The organism is Flavobacterium yafengii (assembly GCF_030010375.1).
In the GTDB taxonomy this organism is placed as follows: domain Bacteria; phylum Bacteroidota; class Bacteroidia; order Flavobacteriales; family Flavobacteriaceae; genus Flavobacterium; species Flavobacterium yafengii.
In genome coordinates this window covers 222,222-241,086 of record NZ_JASCRY010000001.1, presented here as the reverse complement: position 1 = coordinate 241,086, position 18,865 = coordinate 222,222, and the positions used below count along the sequence as shown (strand labels likewise).

Sequence of the window (18,865 nt, the reverse complement as noted above, 5' to 3'; positions counted from 1 at the left end):
TTAAAACAAATCTCTAGGATCTGTTAGTTTTCCAGTAACTGCAGCCGCAGCGGCCATAATTGGACTTGCCAATAATGTTCTTGAACCAGGACCTTGGCGACCTTCGAAGTTTCTGTTTGAAGTACTTACCGCATATTTTCCTGCAGGTACTTTGTCATCATTCATCGCTAAACAAGCGGAACAACCTGGCTGACGTAATACAAAACCAGCTTCAGTAAGAATGTCTAAAAGCCCTTCTTCTTTAATCTGAGCTTCTACTACGTGAGAACCTGGAACTAACCAAGCCGTAACATTATCTGCTTTTTTTCTCCCTTTTACAATTTCTGTAAAAGCTCTGAAATCTTCAATTCTACCATTGGTGCAACTTCCCAAGAAAACAAAATCAATTGGTTTACCAATCATTACGTCGTTTTCTTCAAAACCCATATAGGCTAAAGATTTTTTATATGTTTCGGGGCCACCTTCTACTTGGTTAGCGCTTGGAATATTTTTTGAGATACCAATTCCCATTCCAGGGTTCGTACCATACGTAATCATTGGTTCAATATCTGCAGCATTGATGTTTAATTCTGCATCAAAAATTGCATCAGCATCAGTTTTTAAGGTTTTCCAATATTCAACTGCTTTTGTCCAAGCTTCACCTTTTGGAGCGTATAATCTTCCTTCTAAGAAATCAAATGTTTTTTGATCCGGAGCAATCATACCACCACGAGCACCCATTTCGATACTCAAGTTACAAACAGTCATACGACCTTCCATAGACATGTTTTCAAAAACATCTCCTGCATATTCTGCGAAATATCCTGTACCTCCAGAAGTAGTTAATTGTGCAATGATATAAAGTGCAACGTCTTTTGGACCAACACCTTTGCTCAATTCACCATTTACGTTGATACGCATTTTCTTTGGTTTCGGTTGCATGATACATTGAGTAGCCATAACCATTTCAACCTCAGAAGTTCCGATACCAAAAGCAATAGCTCCAAAAGCACCATGCGTAGAAGTATGCGAATCTCCACAAACAATAGTGGCACCCGGTAAAGTAATTCCGTTTTCAGGACCTACTACGTGCACAATTCCGTTTTTTTGGTGACCTAATCCCCAATGCGAAATACCATATTCTGCTGCGTTGTCTTCTAATGCCTTAAGTTGATTGGCAGATAATGCATCTTGAACTGGTAAATGTTGATTTATAGTTGGCGTGTTGTGATCCGCAGTAGCAAAAGTGCGCTCTGGATATAAAACTGAAATTCCTCTTTCTTTTAAACCTAAAAAAGCTACAGGACTAGTAACTTCATGGATGAAATGACGGTCAATAAAAAACACGTCTGGTCCATCTTCAATTTTACGCACCACGTGCGAATCCCATACTTTGTCAAATAATGTAGTACTCATTTTAATATGTTTTTAATGTATTTTTTTATAGCCAAGTTGGCTAAGATGATAACAATGAAGGCAAAACTAAAAAAAGAATCAAGTCTTTATTTTTTAATATTTCATTATATACGATACCCAAAATCAGATTAGGGTATTTCTTTGCTGGTTTTTATCTTTTAAGCTTCTTTTTTAGTAGTGTAGTTTTTTATTTAGATACAATAAAAAATTAATTTTTGGAGGTTTTTGATATTTATCAAATTGATAAAATTTACTTATAAAAAGCTGTTATGTTTGTGAATATTTAATAAAATGGAATTAAAATCAACTTTTTTTTAATTTTAAATTCGCTATTTGATTTTTATTGAGGCTGTTTTTTAGTTTGATTTTATTAGTAAAATGCATATTTTTTAGCCGTATTTCAGTATTTTTTTTTGATGAAATACTACGACATCCAAAAAATCAATACGGACTCTTTTTATCTTTTTAACAAGGGAATATCAAGGTGATTTGTTGAAAGTGATTGTAGTTTTAATAGGAGAATAGTTCTGGAAAATAAATTTGTTTTTTGTTGATAACTTAACTTCTATTCTACTCAAAAAAAACTAAATTTGAAATTCATTTTTTGCGATTTTTTAAAATCACAAACACTTCAAATCCAGATATGTACTTAATATTCGATACCGAAACTACAGGATTACCAAAGCGTTGGGGCGCTCCCATTTCAGATACGGATAACTGGCCGCGTTGTATTCAAATCGCTTGGCAGTTGCACGATGATATGGGAAAACTCATCGAGCACGAAGACTATTTGGTGAAGCCCGAAGGTTTTAATATTCCGTATGACGCAGAACGAATTCACGGTATTTCTACTGAATTGGCGGAGGCCGATGGTATTTCGTTGGCAGAAGTTTTAGAAAAATTCAATGTAGCTTTAGGCAAAGCCAAATTTATTGTAGGTCAGAATTTAGGTTTTGATATCAATATTATGGGTTGTGAATTTTACAGAATGGGCGTTGAAAGTCAAATGAGTTCCATGCCAATTCTGGATACCTGTACCGAAGTAACCGCTTCTTTATTGAAATTGCCGGGTGGTCGTGGTGGTAAATTCAAACTGCCTACTTTAACGGAACTGCACTCTTATCTTTTTAATAAACCTTTCGGTGAAGCACACAACGCTACTGCCGATGTCGAGGCAACTACACGTTGTTTCTTGGAGTTGATTCGTCGTGACGTTTTCACAAAAGAGGAACTGGATGTTCCAGCCAGTTACTTTCAAGACTTTCAAAGTAAGAATCCAAGCGAGATTAAGCTCATTGGTTTAAAACATATAAATCTCAAGGAAGCTTCGGATAAAATCCGTCAGCAGTTTGGAGAAAAACAAGCGCCGGCCGTTTCAAGACAAGAACTTTCTGAGAATAAAAAAGTACTTATTGATGCACCTTTCGTGCATTTGCACAATCATACGCAGTTTTCGGTGTTGCAGTCTACAATTAGTATTGCGGCATTGGTAAAAGCAGCGGCACAACAAAAAATGCCTGCGGTTGCCATGACCGATCATGCGAATTTGATGGGTGCTTTTCATTTTGTTCGCGATATTTTATACCATAATAAAGCGGCTGAAGCCAAAAATAAAGCGGCAATCGAAAATGGTGAAGCACCTACCGAAGTTCTAATGAAACCAATAGTTGGTTGTGAATTTTTTGTTTGTGAAGACCATAAAAACAAGTCGGTTAAGGATAATGGATACCAAATAGTACTTTTGGCGAAGACCAAAAAAGGTTATCATAATTTGGCTAAAATGTCTTCCATAGCTTATACTGAAGGATTTTATTATGTGCCAAGAATCGACAGGAAAGTCATTCAGGAATTCAAAGAAGATATTATTGTTTTGTCTGGAAATCTTTATGGCGAAATCCCAAATAAGATTTTAAACATTGGTGAAAACCAAGCCGAAGAAGCTTTGATCTGGTGGAAAAACGAGTTCAAGGAAGATTTCTACATTGAGGTGATGCGTCACAATCAGGAAGATGAAAATCGGGTGAATGCGTCTTTGATTTCATTGGCAAGGAAACATGAGGTCAAAATTATTGCGACAAACAATACCTTTTATATAGACAAGGAGAATTCGAATGCACACGATATTTTGCTTTGTGTGCGTGACGGTGAAAAGCAAACTACACCTATAGGCCGTGGTCGTGGCTATCGTTATGGATTGCCGAATCAGGAATACTATTTCAAGACGGGAGAGGAGATGAAACAGCTTTTTGCAAATTTGCCCGAAGCGATTTCCAATATTTCGGAGATTGTGGATAAGATTGAAATTTTCGATTTGGCTCGTGAAGTTTTACTTCCAAAATTTGAAATCCCGGTTGAATTTAATAATTTCGAAGATGCAGTTGATGGCGGTGTACGAGGAGAAAATGCGTATTTGAGGCATTTGACTTTTGAAGGAGCAAGAAGACGATATCCTGTTATTACTGAAGAAATTCAAGAACGATTGGATTTTGAATTGTTGACGATATCCAATTCCGGTTATCCGGGTTATTTCCTGATTGTACAGGATTTAATTGCCGAGGCGAGAAGTATGGGCGTTTCGGTTGGGCCTGGAAGGGGATCTGCGGCAGGATCCGTGGTGGCGTATTGTTTGAAAATCACCAATATTGACCCATTAATGTACAACCTGCTTTTTGAGCGTTTCCTGAATCCGGATCGTGTGTCACTACCCGATATTGATATCGATTTTGATGACGAAGGACGAAGCAGCGTAATGGATTATGTGATCAGGAAATACGGTTCGAAACAGGTGGCGCAAATTATCACCTATGGTAAAATGGCAACGAAATCGGCGATTCGTGATACCGCTCGTGTGCTGGATTTACCTTTATTCGAAGCGGATAAAATTGCGAAGTTGATTCCGGGCATGATGCCGTCAAAATGGAATTTAGCGCGTTTTTTGAGTGAAAAAGAAGATATAATTAAGAAAGCGGTTCGTCCGGAAGAATACGATAAAATAAAAGAATTAATAGGTCTTGCTAATGAAAGTGATTTGGGTGGAGAAACCATTCAGCAAGCCAAAGTTTTAGAAGGGAATCTAAGAAATACTGGGATTCACGCTTGTGGAGTGATTATTACGCCAAGCGACATTACGAATTTTGTTCCTGTGGCTACCGCCAAAGATTCAGATTTGTATGTGACTCAATTTGACAACTCGGTGGTGGAAAGTGCCGGTTTGTTGAAGATGGATTTCTTGGGTTTGAAAACCCTAACCTTGATAAAAGATACGGTCAAATTAGTAAAATACAGAACTGGAATTGATCTCGATCCAGATACGTTTCCTATTGATGATTTGAAGACGTATGAGCTTTTCCAGCGTGGAGAAACAGTAGGGATTTTCCAGTATGAGAGTCCGGGAATGCAAAAATACATGAAGGAATTGAAGCCGACGGTTTTCCCCGATTTGATTGCCATGAATGCGTTGTATCGTCCGGGACCGATTGCTTATATTCCGAGTTTCGTCAAGCGAAAAAACGGCGAAGAGGAAATTATTTATGACCTTGAAGCTTGCGAAGAATTACTAAAAGATACGTACGGAATTACCGTTTACCAAGAACAGGTAATGCTTTTGTCCCAAAAACTCGCGGATTTCTCCAAGGGTGATGCCGACGTTTTGCGTAAAGCGATGGGAAAAAAACAAAAGGACGTTCTGGATAAAATGAAACCTAAATTTATCTCTCAGGCTGCCGCCAAAGGTCATGCCGAAGATAAACTGGAGAAAATATGGAAAGACTGGGAAGCCTTTGCGGAATATGCCTTTAATAAATCGCACTCGACATGTTATGCCTGGATTGCGTACCAAACGGCTTTTTTGAAAGCGAATTATCCTGCTGAATATATGGCTGCGGTTTTGTCTAATAATATGAGTGACATTAAGCAAGTTTCTTTCTTTATGGAGGAATGCAAGCGCATGGGATTACAAGTTTTAGGACCTGATGTAAATGAGTCGTTTTACAAGTTTACCGTAAATGATGATTATGCCGTTCGTTTTGGAATGGGGGCTGTAAAAGGTGTTGGTTCTGGAGCTGTGGCAACAATTGTGGAGAATAGAAAAGACGGAAGATATAAATCGATTTTTGATTTGACCAAGCGCATCGATTTACGTGCAGCGAATAAAAAAGCATTAGAGAATTTGGTTTTGGCTGGTGGTTTCGATTCGTTTTTAGGAACAACGAGAGCACAATATTTTCATGATGATGGTGATGGAATTACCTTTTATGAGAAAGCGATTCGGTATGGGTCGAAGTTTCAGGAAAATGAAAATTCATCGCAAGTGAGTTTGTTTGGCGAAAGTAGCGATGTGCAAATCGCAGAGCCTATTGTGCCGCCTTGCGAGGATTGGAGTACGATGGAGAAATTGGCTAAAGAAAAGGAAGTTGTTGGGATTTATATCTCGGGACATCCGCTGGATGATTACAAATTTGAAATGAAACATTTTTGTAATGCCAAATTGGAAGCGTTGAAGAATATGGAGCTTCATGTCAGTAAAAACCTCGCGTTTGGGGGAATTATCAATAATGTGCAGCATCGTGTGGCTAAAAACGGAAAAGGCTGGGGTATGTTTACTCTGGAGGGTTATGATGAAAGTTATGAATTTCGGATTTTTGGGGAAGAGTATTTAAGGTTCCGTCATTTCTTTATTCAAAATAATTTTACCTTCATGAAAGTGTTGGTAAAAGAAGGCTGGACAGACCGTGATACTGGGAAAAAAGGAGAGCCGAGATTGCAATTTGTGGAAGTAAAGCAATTGCAAGATGTGTTAGAAACTTTTGCTAGAAAATTAGTTGTACTATTAAATATAAAGGATTTAGAAACTGATTTTATCCATAAATTAAGTCATCTTTTTCAAGATAATAAAGGGGATAATACAGTGTCTTTTGAAATCATGGAGTTGGAAAAAACGAAACGACTCGTTGCCATTGCTTCTGTCGAAATTGAAAATGAAGAGGTAGCTTTTGTTGATGGAAATGAAGATTCTGAAATGGAAACTCTCGAAATTCCAGAGACAAATACCGAAGCAAAAGTCGAAGAAGTCGAAGAAATTAAGGTTGTAACCAAGTTAACTATGCCAAGCAGAAAACTGAAAATCAAGATTTCGAATGAATTGTTAGTGGAACTGGAAAAAATGCAGATTAACTTTAAGTTGAATTAGGTTTTTCAAATGCTGATAGTTCAAGAAAATAAAATAGATTTGAATGTCTATAAGTGCTTGGGGCTTAAACTTTAATCAGTTTTAACATATATTTGGTATTAAATAGTGCGAAATTTTTATCAAAAATGGTTTATTTTTGTAAAAATGGTAATATACTAAATTATGAAAAAGCAATTATTTTTGTTGGGATTTATGTTTTGTTCTATAGTTATGATAGGGCAAACTGAAAAAAAGGAAAGTTGGTATTTTAAATTAGGCGGATCTTATTTTGTTCAAACTGCTGCTACTGAGTTTCCTACTGTAGGTGGTCAAGAGGCTTTAAGCAAGGTTTATGTTGGTGGAGATTTGGTTTCTGAAGAAAGCGTTACAGGTTCTTTTGGAGAGGGTTTTCGTGCTGGTGGCGCTGTTGGATACCGTTTTACAGATCGTTTAGGCTTGGAAATGGGTATTAATTATTATAACAGTACTGATAAAACAATGGTTAAAAGGGTTGATGATGGAATAACTACCTTAAAATCTGTTGGTCAAATTACTGCTTTTGATTTAGCTCCGGCAGTTGTGTTGTTCTTGGGTGAAGTAAAAGGATTTGAAACCTATTCTAAAGTAGGGGTAATTGTTCCGGTTCACGGAGATTTAACGATTAAAACAAATGCAGTTGCTGCTCCGGGAGTAAATGTGTTCAGTAAAGATGTAATCAGGCCAAAACCAACTGTAGGTTTTCAAGCGGCTTTAGGGACTTCTTATAAATTAGCTAAAAATCTATCGGCTTTTGCAGAATTAGAATACCGTAATTTTACGGTGCATGGAAAAGATAAGGAAACTACTGAATTTACCGTTAATGGAACAGATCGATTGAGTACACGTAACACTTCTCAGGTGCATTCTAATTATACGGATCGATTAGACAGTAATTCTAATAACGCGCAATTTAATACGGTAGATACAACGAAACCAATGGATGAATTGAGTTCTTATGTTGGTATCAGTGGATTGGGATTGACTCTTGGGGTCAAATACAGTTTGTAATAAACCATTTTTAAATATTTATCAAAAGGCTGTCTGAAAAGATGGCTTTTTTTGTTTGCAGGCGAAGGAATTTTCTTTGGAAATTGATTTTGTTGTGACACAAATGTCCTAGCCCTGATGGGAGTGGCATCCTTTTCTGGCTTTCTTTAAGCCGGAAAAGATACAGCGTACAGCAGGAAGTAGCTCTTGATTATTGTAATCTTAAATACATTGAAATCGAGTGATAAGAATTGACGATATATTAATAGTCAAAACTAATTTATGAATGGCGTTTGATTAGTTTTTAATTTCTAAATTTGTAACCGAGTTTGAGACTTTAAATATTCAAACGATAAACTTAAATAAAAATAAATATGGCATTAGCAATAACAGATGCTACTTTTGAAGAAGTAGTTTTGAAATCAGACAAACCGGTAATGGTGGATTTTTGGGCAGCATGGTGTGGACCTTGTAGAATGGTAGGGCCAATCATTGATGAGTTAAGCAATGAATACGAAGGGAAAGTTGTTGTAGGGAAAGTAGATGTTGATGCAAATCAAGAATTTGCAGCCAAATACGGAGTGAGAAATATCCCAACAGTATTGGTTTTTCATAACGGAGAAGTGGTAGGAAAACAAGTAGGAGTTGCTCCAAAACAAACTTACGCTGATAGTTTAGACGCTTTGTTGTAATCGGTAGATTATGATTTATATAGAATCTGAAAAGATTCAAAAAAAAGGTTTGGCGAAAGTCAAGCCTTTTTTTGTGGGATTTACAGCGTTTCAATCAGGTATATAATAAACAATGCAGATTAACAGATTAAACATGATTTTAAAATCAGAGAATCAAAGGTGGTTCTATTTTCTTTTCAATCTTTAAATTTTTAAATCGTTCAATCTTTTAATATATTTGGAATATGAAAATCGAATCGCAAATAGAGAACATTTCCAGTTTTCAGCATCTGGAGTTGCTGGCCAATCAGGTTGTGGAAGGTTTTATTTCAGGAATGCATAAAAGTCCGTTTCATGGCTTTTCGGCTGAATTTGCGGAACATAAAGTTTATAACGTAGGGGAAAGTACGAAGCACATTGATTGGAAATTGTTTGCCAAAACGGATCGTTTGTACACCAAGCGCTTCGAGGAAGAGACTAATTTGCGGTGTCATATTATCATTGATAATTCCTCATCGATGCATTATCCGAAGCTAAAAGACAGTCAGAATTTTTTTGAGAATAAGATTGGCTTTTCGGTTTTGGCTTCGGCGGTTTTAATGAATCTTTTAAAGAAGCAACGCGATGCTGTGGGAATAAGTGTGTTTTCGGATACATACGAGTACTACGCGCCTGAAAAAGGCAGTGATCGCCATCATAGAATGATTTTAAATACACTTGAAGGGCTTTTAGAGAAACCTACGACTAAGAAAAGTACTGATACAATTACTTTCCTGCATCAAATAGCAGAGAAAATCCACCGCCGTTCGATGATTATCTTATTTACGGATATGTTTCAATCCGGTAATGAAGAAGCGTTGTTCAATGCGCTGCAACATTTGAAACACAATAAGCATAAAGTGGTCTTATTTCATGTTGTCGATAATAAAACAGAGTTAAATTTTGACTTTGATAATGCTCCAAGGAAGTTTATTGATGTGGAAACGGGAGAAGAAGTAGCGGTTTTTGCCGATAATGTCAAAGAAGAATACGAAAAACAGACAGAAAGTTACTTTAAGAAACTCGCTTTGACCTGCTCGCAAAACCGAATAAAGTACATTCCGGTAAGTGTTGGGGAAAGTTTTGAAAAAATTTTAATGACATACTTGGTTGAAAAACAAAACTTTGGATAATAAGGTTAAAATTTATCAATTATTTTTTCAAAAAACGCTTGTGTAAACGGAAATCTATTGTATCTTTGCCACCGCAATAACGCAGAGGTTTGGTAGTTCAGTTGGTTAGAATACATGCCTGTCACGCATGGGGTCGCGGGTTCGAGTCCCGTCCAGACCGCAATATTGGGGAAAGCCTTTCGTAACAGAAAGGCTTTTTTGCCCCTATAAAGTATCTAAAGTTAGTTGTGTTGTTTGCTACGAATTTGTAACTCGTAGCGGGTTTAGTAGTTAGACCAATGAAAAGCTTTCCACTTTTGTGGATAGCTTTTTTGATTTAAAAAGAAAGCTGGTTTGGTAGTTCAGTTGGTTAGAATACATGCCTGTCATCTCGTCTTTTAGGACGAGACGGGTTCGATTCAAGACTTGGATTTAAGGATTAGAATGTTATAGATTAAAATGCTGGTTTGGTAGTTCAGTTGGTTAGAATACATGCCTGTCATCTCGTCTTTTGGGACGAGACGGGTTCGATTCCAGAACTGGGTTTAAGGATTAGAATGTTATAGATTAAAATACTGGTTTGGTAGTTCAGTTGGTTAGAATACATGCCTGTCATCTCGTCTTTTGGGACGAGACGGGTTCGATTCCAGAACTGGGTTTAAGGATTAGAATGTTATAGATTAAAATACTGGTTTGGTAGTTCAGTTGGTTAGAATACATGCCTGTCACGCATGGGGTCGCGGGTTCGAGTCCCGTCCAGACCGCCAGTAACAAAAAGCTTTTCGTAATAGAAAAGCTTTTTTTGTTTTTGTAAAATTCAAATAGTAATCGATATGTATTTTGTTTACATCATAAAAAATCATCAAGGATTATTTTACAAAGGATTTACACAAGATCTTGGTAAGCGTATTTTAGAACACAATAATGATTTAAGCCGATACACTTCTGGAAAAAGTCCATGGGTTTTGGTGTATTTCAAAGAATTTGAAACAAAAACAGAAGCATTAAAAGAAGAATTGCGATTGAAAAAGCTTAATGTTGCTTCGATAGAAAGATTAATAAGGAGTTTTCAAGTCGAATAGAACACATGCCTGTCATCTCGTCTTTTAGGACGAGACGGGTTCGAGTCCTCTCGTTCCAAAAACAAGACCAGTAACAAAAAGCTTTTCGTAATAGAAAAGCTTTTTTTGTTTTTGTAAAATTCAAATAGTAATCGATATGTATTTTGTTTACATCATAAAAAATCATCAAGGATTATTTTACAAAGGATTTACACAAGATCTTGGTAAGCGTATTTTAGAACACAATAATGATTTAAGCCGATACACTTCTAGAAAAAGTCCATGGGTTTTGGTTTATTTCAAAGAATTTGAAACAAAAACAGAAGCATTAAAAGAAGAATTGCGATTGAAAAAGCTTAATGTTGCTTCGATAGAAAGATTAATAAGGAGTTTTCAAGTTGAATAGAACACATGCCTGTCATCTCGTCTTTTAGGACGAGACGGGTTCGAGTCCTCTCGTTCCAAAAACAAGACCAGTAACAAAAAGCTTTTCGTAATAGAAAAGCTTTTTTTGTTTTTGTAAAATTCAAATAGCAATCGATATGTATTTTGTTTACATCATAAAAAATCATCAAGGATTATTTTACAAAGGATTTACACAAGATCTTGGTAAGCGTATTTTAGAACACAATAATGATTTAAGCCGATACACTTCTGGAAAAAGTCCATGGGTTTTGGTTTATTTCAAAGAATTTGAAACAAAAACAGAAGCATTAAAAGAAGAATTGCGATTGAAAAAGCTTAATGTTGCTTCGATAGAAAGATTAATAAGGAGTTTTCAAGTTGAATAGAACATATGCCTGTCATCTCGTCTTTTGGGACGAGACGGGTTAGAGTCCTCTCGTTTCAAAAACGAGATTATTTTAGCGGAAAGCCTTTCGTAACTGAAAGGCTTTTTCTTTTAGATATAGTTCTAAAACTAATGGTACATTAAAACAACTCGGATTTATAGTTCCAGACAATCCACACAAACAATCCCAAATACATCACGCAAACTACAAATTTCATGAAGCTGGAAGCTAGAAAACCTACAAAGGATCCCGCGGCTGCTTTCAAAGCCCGATTGTGGTCTTTAAAATCATAAATAAGTTCACCTATCAGCGCACCGACAAAAGGGCCGATAATGAATCCAAAAGGAACAGGGGCTAGAATCCCAACAATCAATCCAATGTTAGTTCCCCAGATGCCATAAGAGCTTCCGCCAAATTTTTTGGTTCCCTTGGCCGGAATCACGTAATCTAAAATCGATATGATTACGGTAACTAACAATGCAATTCCTAAAATCCAATAGTTAGCCGGAACAGCATTCGTGAAATAAAGTAATGCCAATCCGACCCAACTGATGCCAGGCCCAGGTAAAACCGGTAAAAAACTACCAAAAATGCCTAAAATCACACACATAAAACCAAGAACCAAAAGCAGTACATCCATAAATTTATTTTTAGTAATTTTGAAAACACAAAAGCAACATTTAGCTAGCTTATGAAAGGGATTAAATTAAGTATTTTATTTTCGATTATGTTCTTTTTCGTTTTTTCTTTTTGGACTGTAAATGCCCAAGAAAAAATTGTAAATAGCACTGATGCACTTTTAAAGGAAGCTATTTACAACGAGAATAGAGTAAAAGTATTAAATTTTTCTTTGAAAGAGTTTGATGCGCTTTTTTTTGAGTTTTCCGATAAAAAATCAAATCCCAATTTAGTATTAACAAAAGAAGAATTCTATAAATACACGATTCAGATTGCTGTTTTTTCAGGCCGATTGGCGACTTTGTATCCAGATCAAAAAGAAATCGCAGCCGAAAACAAAAAGAAATGGTTTGCTGAAAACTATGAAGATTATTTGCTTTCGAAAGCCTCTCAAAAAAAATAATTGTATTTTTATAGAATATTAGTCCAATTCAAAAACAAAACCTTGAAGCAGTATTACCTCTTTTTAGTATTTATATTTTTTAATTCCTGTCAATACTTTGACAAGCAAATCCCTTCGGAAAAGGAATTGTTGCAAAAGGAACTGAAATCCATCAACTGGAAAGAAGTCGATGAATACCCATCGGTAGTGGATTGCGAAAAAATAGAGGATAAAAAACAACGCCAACAGTGTTTTTTCGAAGTTTTAACGCAGCTGATTCAGGAGAAATTGAGCATCGACACCCTTTCGGTCCTCTATCCTGAACTGGATACGATTGAAGTAAAGGTTACTGTTTTTCCAAATGCAACGATGCAATTCGAACCTCAATTTCCAAAAGATTCAGTTGCCTACGATAAAATCAAAATTGACAGTATTCTTAAAGTCCGTTTAGTTGATTTTCCAAAAATTAACCCCGCCATAAAACGCGGAATTCCCGTAAAAACCCAATTTATACTTCCGGTTATTCTAAAAGTAGAGTAGTTTTTCTGGAGCTGCTTCCAGCTGTTCACTGTATCTTTTTCTTTTTTAAAGGAAAAAAGAAAAAGGATGCCGTTTCCATCTGGGCTAGGGCATTAGTGTAAGTTAAAATTTTCTGCCTTTCCATTCATATTTTCCAAACAAAGAATACAAAGCTACGCTCACACTAAAAAAAGGATAGAATAAACTGCTCAAAATCAAATACTGTATTTTGGTTTTGGTTTTGGTTAAAAATTCATTGGATTTATAAATCAAAACAGTATCAACAGAGAACTTTAAAACGCATATTATAAAGAAGTTTTGAAAAGCAGTTAGGCCCAAGACCCAAGACCCAAGAACGAAAAGCCAACTCAGATTTCCCGCAGATACTAACAGCCCCAATCCTTTTCCGAAAGAACTTTGATACGAACTTGTTTTTGAAGCCCATCGAACGCGCTGATAGAATAATGATTTCCAATCATCCAATGGTTTTGTGATGACAATATTATTTTGAGATTTTAGATAATGCACTTTTTCAAGGGATTTCGCAATCGCTTTTTGCAACAGGAAAACATCATCGCCACTGGCAATTGCATCGTTTCCATTGAAACCATTCAGTTCTTGAAATAACGATTTGGTATACGCAAAGTTGGCGCCATTACACATAAACCCTTTGTTGATTCCAAAACTGCCAATGGTTGCGCCTTGTAAACTCGCCAAATCCAATTGCTGGAAATGATGCAGAAATGAATTGCCACAATCATACGTAACCGCTCCGGCAATCATAGCAACATCATGAAGCTGAATGTAATTATCCAATGTCAATAACCAGTTTGTATTTACTGTACAATCGGCATCGGTGGTGATAATCCAGTCCGTAGTTACAATTTGCATTGCGGTTACAATCGCATCTTTCTTGGGCGAATTCGTAACTCTGACGTTATTTATAACCGAAACTTTAAACTTTAAAGTTGGAATTTTAAACGCTTCTTCAGAAAAATCATCAACCAAAATCACTTCGAACAATTCCATCGGATAATTCAACTTCGACAAACTCTCTAATAGAATGGGTAGATTTTCGGCTTCATTCCGGAAAGGAACAATAATCGAGAATTTTGTTTTTGGCTTTACCCCGGTATATTCAATTGTATTCACTTTTGTAAAACCATAAATCAGTACGATTATCGTCAAGCAATACATGAGGATTATGAGGTATAAACCATAAATCATGTAGTTTTTTGTGTTTTAAAATTCAACACATAATAACTGCCAATTATTACCGGTAAAACTACATTCAAAAACCACATAAGTGTAGTTATAAAAATTACTATCCATTCGTTTACGCCAAGAATCCCGAAGAAATAAACTGCTACACTTCCTTTTACGGCAAAGTCCAAAAACTGAAAAGTAGGCAAAGAGGAAGCTAGAAAATAAACGCTTGTAATCGTGGCAATGGCTATTAAATAAGGTAAGTCAACATCAAAAGCCAGGAACAAAAAGTAATATTGGTGCGAAAAAACCAGAAAGCGACAAATGCCTAAAAAGATGTTTTTTTGATGAATCGATTTTGGGATTTCGTTAATTTTATGAATCAGTTTTTCGATCGAATAGCCCTTAATGTTTATTTTTTTTAAAGAAAACAAGGTTCCAAATGCCAAAAAACAAATGCCAAACAGAATCATAACCGTTTTTGTAGTAATTACATTGTACTGCGCATTGAAATACAACAACCCGAAAATTCCAAAAATAACGGTCAATATCATTTGGATTCCGTTGCAAATCAGGTTTAGGAAAATTACTTTTTTAGTGTTTGCTTTGTCAAAAAACAATGCTTTCCCGGCATATTCTCCAACTCCATTCGGCGTAAAAAGTCCCGCGGTTAATGCACCAAGAACTTGTTTTGTTGCTTCGCCCAAAGATATTTTATGGATAAATCCAACTAAGTTTTGCCATTTCAAGATTTCAAAAAACCGATTCAAAACACTCAATAACAAAATAAAGGCTATTCCACCAATGGACTGGTTTTTCTGGAATAAAACAATGAATTTTTGCCAATCCAGTTTGTCGTTATTGGCCAATTGATTGTAAATAAAATAAAACGCACCGCCCACAATCAAAAGTTTGATTAGAAGTACGAGGAATTGCTTAGTTTTGTGTGGAATTGTAATCATTACTGCAAAATAACAAATTAAAATTGGCAAACGAACGCATCATATTAGGAATTGACCCGGGAACGACGATTATGGGTTTTGGATTGATAAAAATTGTCAATAAAAAAATGGAGTTTTTGCAATTGAATGAACTGCAATTGTCCAAATACGACAATCATTATCAAAAGCTGAAAATCATTTTTGAGCGTACGATTGAGTTGATTGATACGCATAATCCAGATGAAATTGCAATTGAAGCGCCTTTCTTTGGTAAAAACGTACAATCGATGTTGAAGTTAGGACGTGCACAAGGCGTGGCCATGGCGGCGGGACTTTCGAGAGATATTCCAATTACCGAATACGAACCAAAGAAAATAAAAATGGCGATTACCGGAAATGGAAACGCCAGCAAAGAACAAGTTGCCAAAATGCTTCAACAACTTTTGGGATTGAAGGAATTGCCTAAAAACCTCGATAGTACGGATGGATTGGCCGCGGCGGTTTGTCATTTTTTCAATTCTGGGAAAGTGGTTGGCGCCAAAAGTTATACCGGTTGGGATGCTTTTGTAAAACAAAACGAAGAACGAGTTAAAAAATAGTAATCAGTAATCAGTATTCAGTTTGCAGAACTGACCGCTAATCATCGATTACTGACCACTAATTATGTCAGGAATCTATATTCATATCCCTTTTTGCAAGCAGGCGTGTCATTACTGCGACTTCCATTTTTCGACTTCGATGAAGAAGAAAGAAGAAATGGTTTTGGCTATTGCCAAAGAAATTCAAATGCGCAAAAGCGAGTTTGAAAAGGAACAAATTGAGACCATTTACTTTGGCGGAGGAACGCCAAGTGTTTTAACTTCTGAAGAAATTAATTTCCTGATAGCAGAAGTGTATAAAAACTATTCTGTTTCAGAAAATCCTGAAATTACACTGGAAGCCAATCCGGATGATTTGTCAAGTGAACGAATAATCGAATTGTCTAAAAGCAAAATCAACCGATTAAGCATTGGAATTCAGTCTTTTTTTGAAGAAGATTTGCAACTGATGAACCGCGCTCATAATTCGGCCGAAGCCAAAAAATGCTTAGAAGAAGCAACTCAGTATTTCGACAATATTTCCCTTGATTTAATCTACGGAATTCCGGAAATGAGCAATGAGAAATGGAAACAAAACATTGAAACGGCATTGAGTTTTGGGATTCCTCATATTTCGAGTTACGCGTTGACAGTGGAACCAAAAACGGCTTTGAATAAACTGATACAAACCGGAAAAATTGCAGCACCTAAGGACGATGTTGCGCAAGAACATTTTGCTATTTTGGTAGAAACGCTCGAAGGTAATGGTTTTATTCATTATGAATTATCGAATTTTGGGAAGGAAAACTATTTTTCAAAAAATAATTCGGCGTATTGGTTAGGGAAAAAATACATTGGAATTGGTCCTTCGGCGCACAGTTATGATGGCATTTCCCGAAGTTGGAATGTTTCGAATAATGCGCTGTATTTAAAATCTATTGAAGAAGATAAATTGCCAAATGAAATAGAAATCCTTTCGATTACGGACCGTTACAATGAATATATTATGACGGGTTTGCGAACGATTTGGGGCGTTTCTTTGGATAGAATCAAAACTGAATTTGGAAGTGAATATTTGGAATATTTGAATAAACAGACTCAGAAATTCCTTGATGATGATTTAGTTTTTATCGAAAACAATATCTTGAAACCAACACCAAAAGGAAAGTTTTTGACGGATGGAATTGCAAGTGATTTGTTTTACTTAAATTTGGAATAACATAAACCACTAAGAACGCAAAGATGGCACAAAGTCCACGATGCTTTGTGATCTTGGTGATAATCTTAGTGCCCTTTGTGGTTAAATAATTATGATTGCAACTATTGATAACTTTAAAGTCGACCTATCAAAACCTATTGATATTTCGATTCCATTGACAAATACCGATGAGAATCCAATTGCTTGGTATATCGATAAACCAGTCATAGAACCCGTGGTTTTTGGGGATTGGATAGGCAAAGTTTCGGAAGGGAAATCGTCTACCAATTTCAATAATATTTTCTTCAATCCACACGGACATGGAACTCACACCGAATGTCTGGGTCATATTACAAGAGAGTTTTACAGTATTAATCAGTCGTTGAAACAGTTTTTCTTTTTGGCTGAATTGATTTCGGTTGTGCCGGAATTGCAAGGAGAAGATTTGGTGATTACTTTGGATAGCATCTCGACTGCGCTCGATTTGACATTGAAGTTAGGTACTCCAAGAGAAGCCATAATTATTAGAACTCTTCCTAATTTTAAAATAAAAAAATCTTTAAAATATTCGAATACCAATCCGCCTTATCTGGATGAAGATGCAGCGCGTTTCATTCGCGAAAGCGGAATTCAGCATTTATTGATTGATTTGCCAAGTGTCGATAAAGAAAAAGATGATGGAAAATTATTGGCACACAAAGCTTTTTGGAATATAAAAGATGTCAACAATCTAAATGCAGATGCACGATTGGATTGCACGATTACCGAAATGATTTTTGTTTCAGATGAGGTGAAAGACGGCAGTTATTTATTGAATTTACAAATCGCATCTTTTGAGAATGATGCGAGTCCCAGTAAGCCAGTTTTGTACGCTATTTTAAATGATGAAAAAATAATTTCATAAATGAACTTAGAAACATATTACGAATATTGCTTGTCTAAAAAAGGAGTAACAGAGCATTTTCCTTTTGATGAAGATACTTTAGTTTTTAAAGTAGGCGGAAAAATGTTTGCATTGTCGTCTTTAAGTCAGTGGGAGAAAGGGCAACCTTCAGTTAATTTAAAATGTGATCCTGAGCACGCTCAGGAATTGCGTGCTGAATACGATGACATTCAGCCCGGTTTTCACATGAGTAAAACCCATTGGAATACAATTGCTGTAAATGAATCAGTTTCGGATGCGCTAGTCAAAGAGTTGGTTGATCATTCCTATGAATTGGTTTTCAAAAGTTTAACAAAGAAATTGCAGAGTGGAATTCAAGAATTAGAAAATTAGGCATTACTTTTGCGAAGAAATTCAGAATAAAAATTATAAATACCTACTGAAATAAATTCAGCATATCATATGAAAGAACAATTTAAGAAGTTTTTAAACGAAGAACAAGACCCAAAAGCTATTGAAAAAATCGCTTCAAAATTGAGTGATTTATTGATGAAAAATGAAGAAATCGGATATATTGCTGTTCAAAAAAAGCCAGCGATTACGGTTTTGCCGGATAGTATTGTGATGACGAATAAAAGAATTATCATTTGTCAACCCAAAAATCTGGGACTTTCAATGAATTTTATTGATTACACTTGGGACGAGATTGAAGGCACTTTTGTGAAAGAAAATATTTTGGGTTCTGAGTTTTCTTTTACTACGAGAACTAATATGGAGGTTTCAATTGATTATATTCCTAAAATTCAAGCGCGAAAGATTTTTACTTACGCCAAAGAACAATTGGATATTTTGAAAAGTGGTTCCGCATTAAACGCAACGGTTATCGATGAAGTTCCTGTGATTTCGATAGAAGAAGAAGTGGAGATTATCGAAGAAATGGAAACGGAAGAAGTGACTAATTTTGCTGAAATAATGCCAGTTTTACAACCCAATTTTACTGCTGAAAATCAGGAATTCGAAGCCATTTCAACAAGTCCAAAAGACAAATCTTTAAATGATTTATCTCAAGACGAACTTTTTGAAAAACTACAGAATTATAAAAAATTATTGGACAACGGATTGATTTTACAAGGCGAATATGATGCTTTCAAAAAAGAAATTTTGAGTTTTATGTAATTTGTCTTAATGTTAGAAAGTCCTAAAGTCAAAAGATATTCT

At 35.9% G+C, this 18,865-nt stretch carries 18 protein-coding genes and 2 tRNA genes; 16 read left to right on the top strand and 4 right to left on the bottom strand.

Annotated elements, in window-relative coordinates; all coding sequences use genetic code 11:
* On the bottom strand, positions 1 to 1,395 hold the full coding sequence (gene leuC / locus QLS97_RS01015) for a 3-isopropylmalate dehydratase large subunit (protein ID WP_282713834.1): 1,395 nt from the start codon (positions 1,393 to 1,395) through the stop codon (positions 1 to 3).
* A 643-nt stretch (positions 1,396 to 2,038) separates the two neighbouring features.
* Between leuC and dnaE the strand changes: the two genes are divergently transcribed.
* The 9 genes from dnaE (at position 2,039) to QLS97_RS00970 (ending at position 11,262) form a co-directional block, all read left to right on the top strand.
* On the top strand, positions 2,039 to 6,583 hold the full coding sequence (dnaE, locus tag QLS97_RS01010; protein WP_282713833.1) for a DNA polymerase III subunit alpha: 4,545 nt from the start codon (positions 2,039 to 2,041) through the stop codon (positions 6,581 to 6,583).
* A 162-nt stretch (positions 6,584 to 6,745) separates the two neighbouring features.
* On the top strand, positions 6,746 to 7,609 hold the full coding sequence (locus tag QLS97_RS01005; protein WP_282713832.1) for an outer membrane beta-barrel protein: 864 nt from the start codon (positions 6,746 to 6,748) through the stop codon (positions 7,607 to 7,609).
* Positions 7,610 to 7,962: 353 nt separating this feature from the next.
* On the top strand, positions 7,963 to 8,280 hold the full coding sequence (gene trxA, locus QLS97_RS01000) for a thioredoxin (RefSeq protein ID WP_024980008.1): 318 nt from the start codon (positions 7,963 to 7,965) through the stop codon (positions 8,278 to 8,280).
* 224 nt (positions 8,281 to 8,504) lie between these two features.
* On the top strand, positions 8,505 to 9,431 hold the full coding sequence (locus QLS97_RS00995) for a DUF58 domain-containing protein (protein WP_282713831.1): 927 nt from the start codon (positions 8,505 to 8,507) through the stop codon (positions 9,429 to 9,431).
* Positions 9,432 to 9,517: 86 nt separating this feature from the next.
* Positions 9,518 to 9,591, top strand: a tRNA-Asp gene (locus QLS97_RS00990).
* Positions 9,592 to 10,100: 509 nt separating this feature from the next.
* Positions 10,101 to 10,177 (top strand) — tRNA-Asp (locus tag QLS97_RS00985).
* A gap of 66 nt (positions 10,178 to 10,243) precedes the next feature.
* The gene (locus QLS97_RS00980; protein ID WP_121340787.1) at positions 10,244 to 10,492 is read left to right on the top strand and encodes a GIY-YIG nuclease family protein; all 249 of its coding nucleotides are present in this window, start codon (positions 10,244 to 10,246) and stop codon (positions 10,490 to 10,492) included.
* A gap of 136 nt (positions 10,493 to 10,628) precedes the next feature.
* A complete protein-coding gene (locus QLS97_RS00975) occupies positions 10,629 to 10,877 on the top strand; it encodes a GIY-YIG nuclease family protein (RefSeq protein ID WP_282713830.1) in 249 nt (82 codons plus the stop codon).
* A gap of 136 nt (positions 10,878 to 11,013) precedes the next feature.
* Positions 11,014 to 11,262, top strand: a complete 249-nt coding sequence (locus tag QLS97_RS00970) for a GIY-YIG nuclease family protein (RefSeq protein ID WP_121340787.1) — start codon at positions 11,014 to 11,016, stop codon at positions 11,260 to 11,262.
* Between the two features lie 139 nt (positions 11,263 to 11,401).
* Here QLS97_RS00970 and QLS97_RS00965 read toward each other — a convergent pair whose 3' ends face one another.
* Positions 11,402 to 11,902: a DUF456 domain-containing protein gene (locus tag QLS97_RS00965; RefSeq protein WP_282713829.1), complete on the bottom strand. Its 501-nt coding sequence runs from the start codon at positions 11,900 to 11,902 to the stop codon at positions 11,402 to 11,404.
* A 51-nt stretch (positions 11,903 to 11,953) separates the two neighbouring features.
* Here QLS97_RS00965 and QLS97_RS00960 point away from each other — a divergent pair, with 51 nt between their 5' ends.
* Both QLS97_RS00960 and QLS97_RS00955 read left to right on the top strand, forming a co-directional pair.
* Positions 11,954 to 12,343 (top strand): hypothetical protein, encoded by a 390-nt coding sequence (locus QLS97_RS00960; RefSeq protein ID WP_282713828.1) that lies wholly within the window; start codon positions 11,954 to 11,956, stop codon positions 12,341 to 12,343.
* 42 nt (positions 12,344 to 12,385) lie between these two features.
* A complete protein-coding gene (locus QLS97_RS00955) occupies positions 12,386 to 12,862 on the top strand; it encodes a hypothetical protein (RefSeq protein WP_282713827.1) in 477 nt (158 codons plus the stop codon).
* Positions 12,863 to 12,964: 102 nt separating this feature from the next.
* Here QLS97_RS00955 and QLS97_RS00950 read toward each other — a convergent pair whose 3' ends face one another.
* Together QLS97_RS00950 and QLS97_RS00945 are read right to left on the bottom strand one after the other, a co-directional pair.
* Entirely contained in the window at positions 12,965 to 14,068 is a 1,104-nt protein-coding gene (locus QLS97_RS00950) for a glycosyltransferase family 2 protein (RefSeq protein WP_282713826.1), read from the bottom strand.
* Complete coding sequence (locus QLS97_RS00945) at positions 14,065 to 15,009, bottom strand: hypothetical protein (protein ID WP_282713825.1); 945 nt, start codon at positions 15,007 to 15,009, stop codon at positions 14,065 to 14,067. The genes QLS97_RS00950 and QLS97_RS00945 overlap by 4 nt, the downstream gene beginning before the upstream one ends.
* 23 nt (positions 15,010 to 15,032) lie before the next feature.
* On the opposite strand from QLS97_RS00945, the gene ruvC reads away from it, so the two are divergent.
* The 5 genes from ruvC to QLS97_RS00920 all read left to right on the top strand — a co-directional run bounded on the left by ruvC (position 15,033) and on the right by QLS97_RS00920 (position 18,823).
* Complete coding sequence (gene ruvC / locus QLS97_RS00940; protein ID WP_091172893.1) at positions 15,033 to 15,587, top strand: crossover junction endodeoxyribonuclease RuvC; 555 nt, start codon at positions 15,033 to 15,035, stop codon at positions 15,585 to 15,587.
* Between the two features lie 64 nt (positions 15,588 to 15,651).
* Positions 15,652 to 16,785: a radical SAM family heme chaperone HemW gene (gene hemW, locus QLS97_RS00935; protein WP_282713824.1), complete on the top strand. Its 1,134-nt coding sequence runs from the start codon at positions 15,652 to 15,654 to the stop codon at positions 16,783 to 16,785.
* Positions 16,786 to 16,876: 91 nt separating this feature from the next.
* The gene (locus QLS97_RS00930) at positions 16,877 to 17,668 is read left to right on the top strand and encodes a cyclase family protein (protein ID WP_282713823.1); all 792 of its coding nucleotides are present in this window, start codon (positions 16,877 to 16,879) and stop codon (positions 17,666 to 17,668) included.
* Positions 17,669 to 18,040 (top strand): MmcQ/YjbR family DNA-binding protein, encoded by a 372-nt coding sequence (locus QLS97_RS00925; protein ID WP_282713822.1) that lies wholly within the window; start codon positions 17,669 to 17,671, stop codon positions 18,038 to 18,040.
* A 69-nt stretch (positions 18,041 to 18,109) separates the two neighbouring features.
* Entirely contained in the window at positions 18,110 to 18,823 is a 714-nt protein-coding gene (locus QLS97_RS00920; RefSeq protein ID WP_282713821.1) for a PH domain-containing protein, read from the top strand.
* The last annotated feature ends 42 nt before the right edge of the window (positions 18,824 to 18,865 follow it).

Excerpts from the sequence above, each read along its gene's own strand:
- QLS97_RS00975 (WP_282713830.1), top strand. The coding sequence starts at position 10,629 with ATGTATTTTGTTTACATCATAAAAAATCATCAAGGATTATTTTACAAA.
- trxA (WP_024980008.1), top strand. The coding sequence starts at position 7,963 with ATGGCATTAGCAATAACAGATGCTACTTTTGAAGAAGTAGTTTTGAAA.
- QLS97_RS00970 (WP_121340787.1), top strand. The coding sequence starts at position 11,014 with ATGTATTTTGTTTACATCATAAAAAATCATCAAGGATTATTTTACAAA.
- QLS97_RS00980 (WP_121340787.1), top strand. The coding sequence starts at position 10,244 with ATGTATTTTGTTTACATCATAAAAAATCATCAAGGATTATTTTACAAA.
- QLS97_RS00925 (WP_282713822.1), top strand. The coding sequence starts at position 17,669 with ATGAACTTAGAAACATATTACGAATATTGCTTGTCTAAAAAAGGAGTA.
- leuC (WP_282713834.1), bottom strand. The coding sequence starts at position 1,395 with ATGAGTACTACATTATTTGACAAAGTATGGGATTCGCACGTGGTGCGT.
- QLS97_RS01005 (WP_282713832.1), top strand. The coding sequence starts at position 6,746 with ATGAAAAAGCAATTATTTTTGTTGGGATTTATGTTTTGTTCTATAGTT.
- QLS97_RS00945 (WP_282713825.1), bottom strand. The coding sequence starts at position 15,009 with ATGATTACAATTCCACACAAAACTAAGCAATTCCTCGTACTTCTAATC.
- QLS97_RS00930 (WP_282713823.1), top strand. The coding sequence starts at position 16,877 with ATGATTGCAACTATTGATAACTTTAAAGTCGACCTATCAAAACCTATT.
- QLS97_RS00995 (WP_282713831.1), top strand. The coding sequence starts at position 8,505 with ATGAAAATCGAATCGCAAATAGAGAACATTTCCAGTTTTCAGCATCTG.
- QLS97_RS00920 (WP_282713821.1), top strand. The coding sequence starts at position 18,110 with ATGAAAGAACAATTTAAGAAGTTTTTAAACGAAGAACAAGACCCAAAA.
- hemW (WP_282713824.1), top strand. The coding sequence starts at position 15,652 with ATGTCAGGAATCTATATTCATATCCCTTTTTGCAAGCAGGCGTGTCAT.
- QLS97_RS00960 (WP_282713828.1), top strand. The coding sequence starts at position 11,954 with ATGAAAGGGATTAAATTAAGTATTTTATTTTCGATTATGTTCTTTTTC.
- dnaE (WP_282713833.1), top strand. The coding sequence starts at position 2,039 with ATGTACTTAATATTCGATACCGAAACTACAGGATTACCAAAGCGTTGG.
- QLS97_RS00950 (WP_282713826.1), bottom strand. The coding sequence starts at position 14,068 with ATGATTTATGGTTTATACCTCATAATCCTCATGTATTGCTTGACGATA.
- QLS97_RS00965 (WP_282713829.1), bottom strand. The coding sequence starts at position 11,902 with ATGGATGTACTGCTTTTGGTTCTTGGTTTTATGTGTGTGATTTTAGGC.